This is a genomic window from Falsiroseomonas oryziterrae (assembly GCF_021864505.1).
Taxonomy (GTDB): domain Bacteria; phylum Pseudomonadota; class Alphaproteobacteria; order Acetobacterales; family Acetobacteraceae; genus Falsiroseomonas; species Falsiroseomonas oryziterrae.
Genome location: NZ_JAKJIB010000013.1, coordinates 19,710 through 33,295, shown reverse-complemented (window position 1 = coordinate 33,295; position 13,586 = coordinate 19,710). Strand labels below are relative to the sequence as shown.

Annotated in this window: 12 protein-coding genes; 10 read left to right on the top strand and 2 right to left on the bottom strand. The window is 70.6% G+C overall.

The window, feature by feature from the left end; translation table 11 throughout:
* Positions 1–800, top strand: an 800-nt coding sequence (locus L2I40_RS02740) for a translocation/assembly module TamB domain-containing protein (protein ID WP_237213329.1), incomplete at its 5' end; no start/stop codon positions are given.
* 306 nt (positions 801–1,106) lie between these two features.
* Positions 1,107–2,921 carry an ABC-F family ATP-binding cassette domain-containing protein gene (locus L2I40_RS02735; protein ID WP_237213328.1) on the top strand — a complete coding sequence of 605 codons (1,815 nt, stop codon included), beginning with the start codon at positions 1,107–1,109 and terminating at the stop codon, positions 2,919–2,921.
* 361 nt (positions 2,922–3,282) lie between these two features.
* On the opposite strand, the gene L2I40_RS02730 is transcribed toward L2I40_RS02735, so the two are convergent.
* Entirely contained in the window at positions 3,283–4,458 is a 1,176-nt protein-coding gene (locus L2I40_RS02730; protein ID WP_237213327.1) for a Gfo/Idh/MocA family protein, read from the bottom strand.
* A gap of 1 nt (position 4,459) precedes the next feature.
* Positions 4,460–5,515, bottom strand: a complete 1,056-nt coding sequence (locus tag L2I40_RS02725; RefSeq protein ID WP_237213326.1) for a sugar phosphate isomerase/epimerase family protein — start codon at positions 5,513–5,515, stop codon at positions 4,460–4,462.
* Between the two features lie 269 nt (positions 5,516–5,784).
* Between L2I40_RS02725 and L2I40_RS02720 the strand changes: the two genes are divergently transcribed.
* From L2I40_RS02720 to L2I40_RS02685, 8 genes are all read left to right on the top strand, one after another.
* On the top strand, positions 5,785–6,669 hold the full coding sequence (locus tag L2I40_RS02720; protein WP_237213325.1) for a branched-chain amino acid ABC transporter permease: 885 nt from the start codon (positions 5,785–5,787) through the stop codon (positions 6,667–6,669).
* Positions 6,666–7,712, top strand: coding sequence for a branched-chain amino acid ABC transporter permease (locus L2I40_RS02715; protein WP_237213324.1), 1,047 nt, complete (start codon positions 6,666–6,668; stop codon positions 7,710–7,712). The genes L2I40_RS02720 and L2I40_RS02715 overlap by 4 nt, the downstream gene beginning before the upstream one ends.
* A gap of 92 nt (positions 7,713–7,804) precedes the next feature.
* Entirely contained in the window at positions 7,805–9,085 is a 1,281-nt protein-coding gene (locus tag L2I40_RS02710; RefSeq protein WP_237213323.1) for an ABC transporter substrate-binding protein, read from the top strand.
* Positions 9,085–9,843 (top strand): ABC transporter ATP-binding protein, encoded by a 759-nt coding sequence (locus L2I40_RS02705; protein WP_237213322.1) that lies wholly within the window; start codon positions 9,085–9,087, stop codon positions 9,841–9,843. The genes L2I40_RS02710 and L2I40_RS02705 overlap by 1 nt, the downstream gene beginning before the upstream one ends.
* Before the next feature lies 1 nt (position 9,844).
* Entirely contained in the window at positions 9,845–10,552 is a 708-nt protein-coding gene (locus L2I40_RS02700; protein ID WP_237213321.1) for an ABC transporter ATP-binding protein, read from the top strand.
* A gap of 23 nt (positions 10,553–10,575) precedes the next feature.
* Positions 10,576–11,769, top strand: coding sequence for a Tm-1-like ATP-binding domain-containing protein (locus L2I40_RS02695; protein ID WP_237213320.1), 1,194 nt, complete (start codon positions 10,576–10,578; stop codon positions 11,767–11,769).
* Between the two features lies 1 nt (position 11,770).
* Positions 11,771–12,601, top strand: a complete 831-nt coding sequence (locus L2I40_RS02690) for a phosphoenolpyruvate hydrolase family protein (RefSeq protein WP_237213319.1) — start codon at positions 11,771–11,773, stop codon at positions 12,599–12,601.
* A gap of 70 nt (positions 12,602–12,671) precedes the next feature.
* Positions 12,672–13,586 carry an SRPBCC family protein gene (locus L2I40_RS02685; protein WP_237213318.1) on the top strand — a complete coding sequence of 305 codons (915 nt, stop codon included), beginning with the start codon at positions 12,672–12,674 and terminating at the stop codon, positions 13,584–13,586.

Below are 13,586 nucleotides of genomic sequence, written 5' to 3'. Positions count from 1 at the left end.
GCCCACCGCCGCCCCGGCGCACCGCGCCATCCGCGCCCGACACCGGCCCGCCGATCCTGCTCGCGATCGATCTCGACGCGCCGCGCAACGTCTATGTCCGCGGGCGCGGGCTCGACGTGGAACTCGGCGGCCGCCTCGCCATCGGCGGGCGCATCGCGCAGCCCGAGATCACCGGCGCACTCGACATGCGGCGCGGCGATGTCGCGGTGATCGGCCGTCGCCTCACCTTCGATCGCGGACGCCTCGCCTGGACCGGCGGATTGCTGCCGGACCTTGCGCTGCGCGCCTCCAGCACGGTCGGCGGCGTGACCGCGCGTCTCGACGTCACCGGCCCGCCGACCCAGCCCGAGCTGGTTTTCTCCTCGACGCCCGAGCTGCCGCAGGACGAGGTCGTGGCGCGCCTCCTTTTCGACCGGCCCTTGCGCGAGCTCTCGCCCTTCGAGATCGCGCAGATCGCCTCAGCGCTGGCCGGCGCGGCCGGCCTGCCGGGCGGCGAGGCGGCGGGCTTGCTCGACCGGCTGCGCCAGGGCCTCGGCCTCGACCGCCTCGCGGTCGTCAGCGACAGCGAGCGCGCGTCGCGCAACACCGGCGAGCAGGACCGCGCCGGGGCGGCGCTGGAAGCGGGACGCTACGTGGCCGACGGCATCTATGTCGGCGTGCGCCAGGGCTCGGAGCCAGGCAGCAGCCGCGTCGGCGTGCGTGTGGACCTGACGCCGCGCATCCGGCTGGAAGCCGAGACCGGCGACCGCGAGGCGGGCAGCCGCGTCGGCGTCGGCATGGAGTGGCAGTGGGGGCGCTAGGGCTCCCCACGCCATTTTTCCGCGCCGCATGCGCGGCGCTGAAAAACGCCGCGGGGGCCCCGATTGGCGCCAAGCTTACGATGGCGGCTCATCCTGTCGTGGCAAAGCCACGACAGGGCCACCGGGGGCGCTAGGGCTGGGGCGCGGTCGGCCCAATTCCCCTCGCCCGCGCAGCGGGGGGGCGGACGCCAAGGGCGTTCGACGGCCGAGCGGCAGCGAGGCCGGGTGGGGGCGCGACCGACCGGGCAGCCAACGCGCCGTCGCACCCCCGTTGACGCCCCGCCGCCCCCCGCCCACACCGCGGCCATGCCCCCGCCGCTGCTGCATCTCCGCGACATCCGCCTGCGCCTCGGCACGACCCAGCTGCTCGACGGCGCCGAGCTCATGGTCGGCGCCGGCGATCGCCTCGCGCTCGTCGGCCGCAACGGCTCGGGCAAGTCCACGCTGCTGAAGATCGCCGCCGGCATGATCGAGCCGGATGGCGGCACGCGCTTCCTCCAGCCCGGCGCCACGCTGCGCTACCTGCCGCAGGAACCCGACCTCTCGGGCTTCGCCACCACCGGCGCCTTCGTCGAGGCCGGCCTCGCCCCCGGCGACGACCCGCACCGCGCCCGCGTGCTGCTGGAAGGCCTCGGCCTGACGGGCGAGGAGGAACCGGCGCGCCTCTCGGGCGGCGAGGCGCGCCGCGCAGCCCTCGCCCGCGTCCTCGCGCCGCGCCCCGACATCCTGCTGCTCGACGAGCCGACCAACCATCTCGACCTGCCCGCGATCGAATGGCTGGAAGCCGAGCTTGCCGCGACGCGCGGCGCGCTGGTGCTGATCAGCCACGACCGGCGTTTCCTCGAGCGCCTCTCGCGCGCCATGGTCTGGCTCGACCGCGGCACGACGCGCCGGCTGGAGGAAGGCTTCGCCGGCTTCGAGGCCTGGCGCGACCGCGTGCTGGAGGAGGAGGAGGCCGAGGCGCACAAGCTCGCCCGCAAGATCGTGCGGGAGGAGCACTGGCTGCGCTACGGCGTCACCGCCCGACGCAAGCGCAACGTCCGGCGCCTCGCCGGCCTGCAGGAGCTGCGCAAGCGCCGGAAGGAACGCATCGGCCCCGCCGGCACGGTGCGCATGGCCGCCGCCGAGGCGGACGGCTCCGGCACCCTCGTCGTCGCCGCCGAGAGCATCGCAAAATCCTTCGGCGGCACCCCGGTGGTGCGCGACTTCTCCACCCGCATCATCCGCGGCGACCGCACCGGCATCGTCGGCCCGAACGGCGCGGGCAAGACGACGCTGCTGAAGATGCTCACCGGCGCGCTCGCGCCCGATACCGGCACGGTCACGCTGGGCACCAACCTGCAGATGGTCACGCTGGACCAGATGCGCGCTGGGCTCGACCCGCTGACCACGCTCTCCGATGCGCTGACGGGCGGGCGCGGCGACCAGATCCGCGTGGGCACCGAGACGAAGCACGTCGTCGGCTACATGAAGGAGTTCCTTTTCGTCCCCGAACAGGCGCGCACGCCGGTCGGGCACCTGTCGGGCGGCGAGCGCGGCCGGCTCATGCTGGCCCGCGCGCTGGCGCAGCCCTCCAACCTGCTGGTGCTGGACGAGCCGACCAACGACCTCGACCTCGAGACGCTGGACCTGCTGCAGGAACTGCTCGGCGACTACCAGGGCACGGTGATCGTGGTCAGCCACGACCGCGACTTCCTCGACCGTGTCGCGACCAACGTGATCGTGTCGGAGGGCGCGGGGCGCTGGCAGGACTATGCCGGCGGCTACACCGACATGGTCGCGCAACGCGGCCGCGGCGTGGAGGCGACGGCGAAGGCGGCTGTCGCATCGGATGCGCCGGCCCGCCGTGACACGGTGGAGGACGCGCCGCGCGCCGCCGCGAAGCCGAAGATGTCCTTCAAGGACAAGCACGCGCTGGAGACGCTGCCCGCGCGCATCGCGCAGCTGGAAAAGGAGATCGCGGCGCTGCAGGGCCAGTTGGCCGATCCCGCGCTCTACACCCGCGACCCGCCCGGGTTCGCGGCCCGCACCAGCCTGCTCGGCAAGAAGCAGGCCGAGCGCGACGCGGCGGAGGAGGAGTGGCTGCGCCTGGAATTGCTGCGCGAGGAGCTGGAGGCCTGACCGGCCGTCTCCCTCCCCCGCAGGCGGGGGAGGGTCGGGGTGGGGGTTCGTGATTCGGTACCACGCTCCACCCGCACTTTACCCTGGACCGTGAGCCGACAGGCAGGGCAACATAGGAATAATGTCCTTGTTAGGGCAGCCGTTCTTTGAAGCCGTGCATCCGCCCGCCAGACCCTTCCATCAGGCAGGTCCGCGCAATTTGTCCGAATCCCGCCCGCGCCGCGTAAAGCGATAAAGCGCCAAAGGGCTAAAGCCCTCTCCCCCCTTCAGGGGGGGCGACCGCCGCCCCGCTCCCCTGGCCAATTTGTCCGAAACGCGCCCGCGCCGCCTCCGCCTAAAGCAATAAAACGGCAAAGTGGCTCTACGCTTCGACACCCACCCAGGCGCCGCCGCGTCGGCTGCTCTCGACGCAGGCCGCGACGAAGGCGATGCCCCGCGCGCCGTCCTCGACCGTCGGCACCAGCAGCGCCGCCGGATCCGCCTGCCGGCCCTCGACCCGCGCCGCCACCTGCTCCGCCGCGTCCCGGTAGATTTGTCCGAAAGCCTCCAGGTAGCCCTCCGGATGCCCGGCCGGAATCCGCGTGGCATGCGCCGCCGCCGGGCTGAGCGGCCCGACGCCGCGCGCCAGCACCCGCGGCGCCTCGCCGAGCGGCGAGAACCGCAGCTGGTTCGGATGCTCCTGCGCCCATTCCAGCCCGGCCTTCTCGCCATAGACGCGGAGCTTCAGCGCGTTCTCGTTCCCCGGCGCGACCTGCGACGCCCACAACAGGCCCCGCGCGCCGCCCGCGAAGCGCAGCATCGCCTGCGCGTTGTCGTCCAGCGCGCGTCCCGCCACGAAGCTCGTCAGCTCCGCGCAGACGCTCTCGACCCGCAGCCCCGTCACGAATTCCGCGATGTTGTGCGCATGGGTCCCGAGGTCGCCGAGCGACCCCGCCGGCCCCGCCTGCGCCGGATCCACGCGCCAGGCCGCCTGCTTCTGCCCGGTCTCCTCGAGCTTCGTGCTGAGCCAGTCCTGCGGATACTCCACCTGCACCACGCGGATCGCGCCGAGCTCGCCGGCCTCCACCATCGCCCGCGCGTGCCGCACCATCGGATAGCCCGTGTAGTTGTGCGTCAGCGCGAAGACCCGGCCCGAGGCTTGCACCGCGCGTACCAGGTCGCGCGCATCCTCCATCGTCGTGCAGAGCGGCTTGTCGCAGATCACATGGATCCCGGCGTCAAGGAAGGCCCGCGCGATCGCGTGGTGCGAGGCGTTCGGCGTCACGATGGAGACGGCATGGATGCCGTCCGGCCGCGCCGCCTCGACCCGCGCCATCTCGCGCCAGTCGCCATAGGCGCGGTCCTCTGCCACGCCGAGCATCGCCGCCGAGCGCCGCCCGCGTTCCGCATCGCGCGAGAAGCTGCCCGCCACCAGCTCCCACCGGTCGTCGAGCCGCGCCGCCATCCGGTGCACGCCGCCGATGAAGGCGCCCTCGCCCCCGCCGACCATGCCGAGGCGCAGCCGCCGCGCCGCGCCCAATCCGCTGCCCGCGACCATCTCAACCGATCCCGAGCATGCGGCGGTTCGCGGCCTCGTCCGTTCCGGACGCCGCGAAGTCGTCGAAGGCCTTTTCCGTCACGCGGATGATGTGGTCGGCGATGAACTTCGCCCCCTCGCGCGCCCCGTCCTCCGGATGCTTCAGGCAGCACTCCCATTCCAGCACCGCCCAGCCCCGAAAATCGTATTGCGCAAGCTTCGAGAACACCGTCCTGAAATCGACCTGCCCGTCGCCGAGCGAGCGGAAGCGGCCCGCGCGCTCCGCCCAGGGCAGGTAGCCGCCATAGACGCCGACGCGCCCGTTCGGCCGCAGCTCCGCATCCTTCACGTGGAACATGCGGATGCGCGGATGGTAGATGTCGATGAAGGCGGTGTGGTCCAGCGCCTGCAGCACGAAGTGGCTCGGGTCGTAGAGGATGTTGCAGCGCGGATGGGCGCCGACGGCCTCGAGGAAGCGCTCGAAGGTGGCGCCGTCGTGCAGATCCTCGCCCGGATGGATCTCGTAGCAGACATCCACGCCCTGCGCGTCGAAGGCATCGAGGATCGGCCGCCAGCGCTTCGCGAGCTCCGCGAAGCCCGTCTCCACCAGCCCCGCCGGCCGCTGCGGCCAGGGATAGACGAAGGGCCAGCAGAGCGCGCCTGAGAAGGTCGCATGCGCGTCGAGGCCGAGGTTGCGCGCCGCCTTCGCCGCATGGTGCAGCTGCTGCACCGCCCACTCCTGCCGCGCCTGCGGGCGACCGCGCACGCTCTCCGGCGCGAAGCCGTCGAAGGCGGTGTCGTAGACCGGATGCGCCGCGACGAGCTGGCCCTGGAGATGCGTGGACAGCTCCGTCACCTCGACCCCGTGCTTCGCGAGCGTCGCGCGCACGTCGTCGCAATAGGCGCGGCTTTCCGCGGCACGCGCCAGGTCGAACAGCCGTCCGTCCCAGGATGGGATCTGCACCCCCTTGAAGCCGAGCGACGCCGCCCAGCCTCCGATCGCGTCGAGCGTGTTGAACGGCGCGTCGTCCCCGGCGAATTGCGCCAGGAAGATCGCCGGCCCCTTGAGCGTGCGCATCGCTTCCTCCCCTGCCTCCGGGTCGCAGGACGGCCTCGCCCTCGCCCGGAAAGTTTACGGAGTTATGTCAGAGGCGCCATGCGGCCGGAAGACGAATGACGGAGCTCCGGGCGCAACCGCGACGGGATGCCGGAAGGGCGGGAGGCAAAATCTACTGGGGCACCCTTGCCTTATCCCGCTGATTTGCCTCCAATCGGCGAAGACGCTGCGGGGACAGGATGGGCCGTGCATGACGGCACCGTCACCGCCTGCCGCGCGGGGGAGCGTGCATGACGGGTGGCCTGGCCGCGACAGTCGTCCTCAACGGGCTGACGCTCGCCGCGCTCTATTTCATCGTCGCCAGCGGCTTCTCCCTGATCTTCGGGCTGATGCGCACCGTGAACATGGCGCATGGCTCGCTCTACATGCTCGGCGCCTATATCGGCTACGCCGTGTTCGAGCCGCTCTACGACCAGGACGTGTGGTGGGCGTGGCATGCGGGGATCCTGGCCGGCATCGCATCCGCCGCGGTGTTCGGCGTGCTCATGCAGGCGACGCTGCTCGGCTGGATGCAGGGGCAGGAACTGCGGCAGGCGCTCGTGACCATCGGCGTGTCGATCATCGTCGCGGACCAGCTCCTCGCCTATTTCGGCGGCACCAGCCGCCAGTTCTTCGCGCCCGACGCGATCTTCGGCAGCACGCAGGTGCCCGGCGTCGGGCGCTACCCGACCTTCCGCCTCGTGCAGATCGGCATCGCCATCGCCGTCGGCGTCGCGCTCTGGCTGCTGCTCAACAAGACGAAGCTCGGCCTGATGATCCGGGCCGGCGTGGACGACCGGCAGATGCTCGCAGCGACGGGCATCAACGTGCCGCTCGTCTCGCTCGCGGTCTTCGCGCTCGGCGCCGGCCTCGCCGGGCTCGGCGGGGTCATCGGCAGCACCGCGCAGCCGCTGGTGCAGGGCGTCGACGTGCGGTTCCTGCTGACGTCGCTGGTTGTCGTCATCGTGGGCGGCATGGGCTCGATCGCCGGGACCGCGATCGGCGCCATCCTTGTCGGCCTTGCGGAACAGATCGGCCAGGCGCTGTTCCCGACCTATTCGGTGATCCTCACCTTCCTGATCATGGCGACCGTCCTCGCCGTGCGGCCACAGGGAATCCTGGGGCGCCCGGCATGAGCGAGCGTACCGGAGCGGTCCGCACCGGCCTGGCCGCGCGCGGCGTGCGCTCGGCCTGGGTGCTGCCGGCCTCGCTCGCGCTCCTCGCCGTGCTGCTCGTCCTGCCCGCGGTGATCCCCCCCTTCTTCACCGCCAACATCCTCGGCCGCGCCATCGTCTTCGGCATCATCGCGATGTCCATGACCTTCCTCGCGACCTACGGGGGCTTCGTCAGCCTGGCGCAGATGATGGTGGCGGGCATCGCGGGCTACACCGTCGCGGTGCTGGTGCCGGGCGCGGTGCCCTCCATCGTCGGGGGCGTGCCCTACGCCGTGGCGATCCCGCTCGGGCTGCTGGCCGCCACGGCCATGGGCCTGCTGGTCGGCGCCATCGCGGTCCGCACCCAGGGCATCTACCTGCTGATGATCACGCTCGCGCTGGCCGTCGGCGTCCACCTCTTCATCCAGACCAACATCGCCTGGTTCAACGGCTACGAGGGCATCCGCAACGTCGTCGGTCCCGAGATCCTCGGCCTTCCGTTCCGCAACACCTACGTCTTCTACTACACCGCGCTCGTCGTCGCGGCGGTGCTCTACGCCATGGTGCTCTACGTGGTGCGCACGCCCTTCGGTCTCGCGCTGCAGGGCATCCGCGACAATGTCAGGCGCGTCAACGCGCTCGGCTACCATGCCGCGCTCCACCGCATTGCGGCATTCGGCATCGCCGGCTTCATCGCCGGCTGGGGCGGGCTGCTGGCGACCTTCTACAACATCGGCATCTCGCCCGGCACGATCGGCCTGGGCGCCACGGTGAACATCCTGGTCATGGCCGTCATCGGCGGTCTCGGCCATCCGATCGGCGCCTTCATCGGCGCGCTGATCTTCGTGGTCTTCGACACCTTCGCCGCCGACCTCTACGACCGCGACCGGTTCAACACGCTGATCGGCGCGATCTTCCTGGCGATCGTGCTCGTCTCGCCGGACGGCGTGCTCGGCATCGCGCGGCGCCTCGGCCGGCTGCTGCAGCGCCGGCCCGCCGCACAACCGGCGGAGGCGCCGCGCTGACGACCCTACCGCGCGGGGGTGCGCCTGCCCCGCGCGGCACGATCAAGGCGCCCGGACCGCGCCGGCACCGCGAACGAACGGGAGGATAGACGATGGATTTCCGCATGGACCGCCGCAAGCTGCTGCTCGGCGCGCTCGGCGCCGGCGCGGCAGCCACCACCGGCCTCAGGATGCCGGCCTACGCGCAGAACGCGCCGATCCGGATCGGCTGGCTCGCCACGCTCGAAGGCCCCTTCGCCACCGGCGGCCAGGACGGCTTCCGCTGCATGCAGATGCTGCTCGAGGAAAACAACAACCAGGCCGGCGGCCGCCGCATCGAGGTGGTGCGCGAATCCTCCAACGCGCAGGCCGACGTGGCGCTCGCCCGCGCGCGCAAGCTGATCGAGCAGGACAACGTCGACATGATCCTCGGGCCCCTGTCGGGCGCCGAGGGCATCGCGCTGCGCGACTACTCCCGCACGCTGACGGGCAAGACGATCATCAACGGCAGTTCGGGCGCTTCCGACACCACGCTGCGCAACCCGAGCCCGAATTTCTTCCGCTTCAACACCGACGGCACGCAGTGGATGGCCGGCCTCGGCAACTACGTCCGCCGCACGCTGAACGTGCAGGAAGTGGCGGTGGTGGCGGGCGATTACGCCTTTCCCTATGCGCAGGTCTTCGGCTTCAGCCTGGAGTTCTGCCGCGCCGGCGGCCGGGCGACCTACCTGTGGTCGCCGCTCGGCACCACCGACTACTCCTCGATCATCGCGCGCATCCCGCGCAGCGCCGGGGCGCTCGTCGTCATCCATGGCGGCTCTGACGGCCTCGCCTTCATGACGCAATACGCACAGGCCGGCGGCAACCTGCCGCTGATCGGCGGATCGATCATGGCCGACCAGTCCATGCTCTCCGCGCGCGGCCCGCATCGCCGCCTCATGGTCGGGATGGTGAGCGCCGGTCCGATCGCCGACGTGCACGACGACCCGATGTGGAACGACTTCGTCGCGCGCTACCGCCGGCGCTGGTCGAACCAGGGCGGCTTCGCCTCGCCCTCGATCCACGGCTTCAACTTCTACACCGCGCAGCAGGCGGCGCTGCTGGCGCTGAACGAGGTGCGCGGCGACCTCTCGGGCAACCAGGCCGCGTTCCAGCGCGCCCTGTCGGGCCTGCGCTTCAAGAACGCGATGGGTGCTGACGTGCATCTCGACCACAACCGCCAGGCGGTCTCCGACATCTTCCTCAACCGGATCGAGGAGCGCGGCGGCCAGGCGGCGACGGTCACCTTCGCCCGCGCCGCGCAGGTCAACCAGACGCTCGGCGTGCCGGAGGCGCAGTTCCTCGCCCTCGGCGCGCCAAGCCGCGACAACACCGGCTGCATCGCGACGTCCTGATGCAGGCCGCCCCGCAGGTCCCGGCCCTCGCACTTCATGGCGTGGGCCGGAAATTCGGGGCGCTGGCGGCGGTCGGCAACGTGACGTTGTCGGTCGCCGCCGGCGAGCGGCGCGCCGTGCTCGGGCCGAACGGCGCGGGCAAGACGACGCTGTTCAATCTGATCTGCGGGGATTTCCCACCGACCTCGGGCCGCGTGGAGCTGTTCGGGCAGGACATCACGGCCCTGCCCCCGCATCACCGCGCGCGCTCCAGCGTCGGTCGCACCTACCAGACCTCGCTGCTCTTCAACGGGCTCAGCGTGATGGACAACCTCGTCATCGCCGTCCGCGGCGCGAAGCCGAAGCGCTTCTCGCTGGCCCTGCCCTCGCGCGAGGACAGCGCCAAGGCGATCGCGCTGGCGGAGCGCGTACGCCTCGACCACCTGCTGGAGACCGAGGTCGCGCAGCTCTCCCACGGCCAGCGCCGCCAGCTCGAGGTCGGCATGGCGCTGGCCTGCGACCCGCGCCTGCTGATGCTGGACGAGCCGGCCGCCGGCCTCTCCCCGGTGGAGCGCCCGGAACTGCTCAAGCTGATGCGCGACCTGCCGCGCAGCATCACGCTGATCGTCATCGAGCACGACATGGACATCGCCCTGCCGATCGCCGACGTGGTGACGGTGATGAAGGACGGCGACGTGGTGGTCGAGGGCCCGCCGGCCATGATCGAGACCGATCCGACGGTGCAGGCGATCTATCTGGGGCACGGGCGGGCGCACTGACATGCTGCAGGTCAACGGGCTCGACGTGCATTACGGCCAGGCTCATGTGCTGCAGGGCGTGACGCTCGCGATCGGGGAGCGGCCGCTGGCCGTCATCGGCCGCAACGGCATGGGCAAGACGACGCTCTGCCAGGCGATCATGGGCATGGTGGCGGCAAGCGGCGGCGAGATCGCGTTCGGCGGCGCGCAGCTGCGCGGCCTGCCGCCGAACAGGGTTGCGCGCCATGGCATCGCGCTGGTGCCGCAAGGCCGCCGCACCTTCCCCTCTCTCACCGTGCAGGAGCACCTGGTCCTCGCCTCGAGCGGCGCGCGCGGCAGCTGGACGATCGAGCGGATCTACGAGACCTTCCCGCGCCTCGCCGAGCGGCGCCGCAACGGGGGCACGCAACTGTCGGGCGGCGAGCAGCAGATGCTGGCGATCAGCCGCGCGCTGCTCGCCAATCCGCGCCTCGTCATCATGGACGAGCCGAGCGAGGGGCTGGCGCCTGTCATCGTGGACCACCTGGTCGAGGTGCTGCGCCGCCTGCCCGGCGAAGGCATGGGGCTGCTGCTGGTCGAGCAGAATCTCGGCGTCGCGACGGATGTCTGCGAGGAGGTCGCGATCATGGTCAATGGCCGGATTGCCACGCGCATGCCCTCGGCCGAGCTGCTGGCCGACGAGGTGGCGCAGCGCCGCTTCCTCGGCGTCAGTTCCGGCGGCCACCACTGAGTCCATCACCGAACGGGGGGACCATGTCCAAGGTCTATGTCATCGGCACCTGCGACACGAAGGAGGCCGAGCTCGCCTACGCCAAGACGCTGATCGAGGCGCAGGGCGTGGCGGCCGTGCTGGTGGATGTCGGCACGCGCGAGGCCGGCAAGGCACCCGACGTCACGGCCGCGGAGGTCGCGGCGCATCACCCGCAAGGCGCCGCGGCCGTGCTGGGGCTCGACGACCGCGGCAAGGCGGTGGCGGGCATGGCGCAGGCGCTGGCGCGGTTCCTCGCCACGCGGAACGACATCGGCGCCGTCCTCGGCCTCGGCGGCTCGGGCAACACCGCACTGGTGACGGAAGGCATGCGCAGCCTGCCGATCGGCACGCCGAAGCTGATGGTCTCGACCGTCGCCTCCGGCAACGTCGCGCCCTATGTCGGCCCGAACGACATCGCGATGATGTATTCCGTCGTCGACGTCGCCGGCATCAACGCGATCTCGCGCCAGGTGATCGGCAATGCCGCCCACGCGGCCGCCGGCATGGCGAAATGGCGCGTCCCGGCCGGCGCCGGCGACAAGCCGGCGATCGGCATGACCATGTTCGGCGTCACCACCGCCTGCTGCACCATGGTGCGGGAGGCGCTGGAGGCCGAGCACGACGTCTTCACCTTCCACGCAACGGGCACCGGCGGGCAATCCATGGAGAAGCTCGCCGACAGCGGGCTCGTGAAGGGGCTCATCGACATCACCACCACGGAAGTGCCGGACCTGCTGATGGGCGGCGTCTTCCCCTGCACCGAGGACCGCTTCGGCGCGGTGGCGCGGACGCGCCTGCCCTATGTCGGCTCGGTCGGCGCCTGCGACATGGTGAATTTCGGCGCGAAGGAGACTGTCCCGGCGAAGTACCAGGGCCGGAACCTCTACGTGCACAACCCGCAGGTCACGCTGATGCGCACCACGCCGGAGGAGAACAAGGCGATCGGCGAGTGGATCGCGGCAAAGCTGAACCGCTGCGAGGGCCAGGTGCGCTTCCTGCTGCCGCTCGGCGGCGTCAGCGCGATCGACGCGCCGGGCAAGCCCTTCCACGATCCGGAAGCATCTGCCGCGCTCTTCGCCGCGATCCGCGCGACGCTCGTGCAGACGCCGAGCCGCCGGCTGATCGAGCTGCCGCACAACATCAACGACCCCGCCTTCGCCGCCGCGGTCGTCCAGCACTACCGGGAAATCGCCTGACATGCCCCGTTTCCAGCGCAAGGACCTCCTCGCGAAGTTCCAGGACATGATCGCCCGCCGCGTGCCGATCGTCGGCGGCGGCGCGGGCACCGGACTCTCGGCCAAATGCGAGGAAGCCGGCGGCATCGACCTGATCGTCATCTACAATTCCGGCCGCTACCGCATGGCCGGCCGCGGTTCGCTCGCCGGCCTGCTCGCCTATGGCAACGCGAACGAGATCGTGAAGGAGATGGCGCGCGAGGTCCTGCCGGTGGTGAAGCGCACCCCGGTGCTGGCCGGCGTCAACGGCACCGATCCCTTCGTCATCATGGATCTCTTCCTGGACGAGCTGAAGGCGCTCGGCTTCGCCGGCGTGCAGAACTTCCCGACCGTCGGCCTGATCGACGGGATCTTCCGTGCCAACCTGGAAGAGACCGGCATGTCCTACGGGCTCGAGATCGACATGATCCGCCTCGCCCACCAGAAGGACATGCTGACCACGCCCTATGTCTTCTCCGCCGCCGAGGCCGAGGAGATGACGAAGGCCGGCGCCGACATCATCGTCTGCCATTTCGGCCTGACCACTGGCGGCTCCATCGGCGCCGAGACGGCGCGGACGTTGCAGGATTGCGTGCGCGAGATGGACGAATGGGCGGACGCCGCGCGGCGCATCCGGAAGGACGTCATCGTGCTCTGCCATGGCGGCCCGATCTCGATGCCGAAGGACGCGCAGTATGTCCTCAAGCACAGCAAGCTCTGCCACGGCTTCTACGGCGCCTCCTCGATGGAACGGCTGCCGACCGAGGTCGCGCTCACCGAGCAGACGAAGAAGTTCAAGGCTCTCACCTTCTGATGCGGCCCGATGACCGGAGGGCCGCAGGCCCGAAGGTCTGAATCGGCCCGCCCAACCAAAGGTTCGTGACATGGCCCGCGCCTACGCCTCCACCATCCTCGACGCCCCGATCGAGACCGTCTGGGCGACGATCCGCGACTTCAACGGCCTGCCCTCCTGGCATCCGGCCATCGCCAAGTCGGAGATCGAGGATGGGCTCGATTCCGACGTCGTCGGCTGCGTCCGGCGCTTCTGGCTGCAGGACGGCACCATGGTGCGCGAGCGACTGCTGCACCTCGACGACCGCACCACCAGCTTCTCCTACAATTTCGAGACGCCGGCCTTCCCGGTGAAGAACTATGTCGCGCGCATCCGCCTGCTGCCCGTCACGCGTGAGGACAAGACCTTCGCGGAGTGGGAAGCGACTTTCGACGAGGCGCCCGAGGATGAAGGCAAGTATGTCGAGATCGTCTCCAAGGGCGTCTTCCAGGGCGGCTGGGATGCGCTGAAGAAGGCGCTTGTCGGCAAGGCGCCGCCCGCCGGGGCGAAGCGCTGGGCCGGCTTCCCGCCGAACAAGGTCTGGTGCAGCACGGTGATCGACGCGCCGGCCTCCTCCGTCTGGGGCGTCATCCGCGACTTCGCCGGCATGGGCGGCTGGCACGACGCCATCACGAAGATGCACATGATCGGCGGCGTGCGCAGCGACAAGGTCTCCGGCACCCGCGACTTCATGTTCGGCGAGGGCCACCTGCACGAGAAGCTGCTGCACCTCGACGACATCGAGATGAGCTTCTCCTACTGCATCACCAAATGCGACATCCCGTGGATGCACTACATCTCCGGCCCGCGGCTGTGGCGCGTGACGGATGGCGACCGCTGCTTCGGCTGCTGGACGGGCGACTGGCTCGCCGCGGCGCAGGACGACCTCAACATGATTCCCTTCGCGACCAACGACGTCTATCTGAAGGCCTTCGACGGCGTCGCCGCCCTGCTGAAGAAGGCCTGA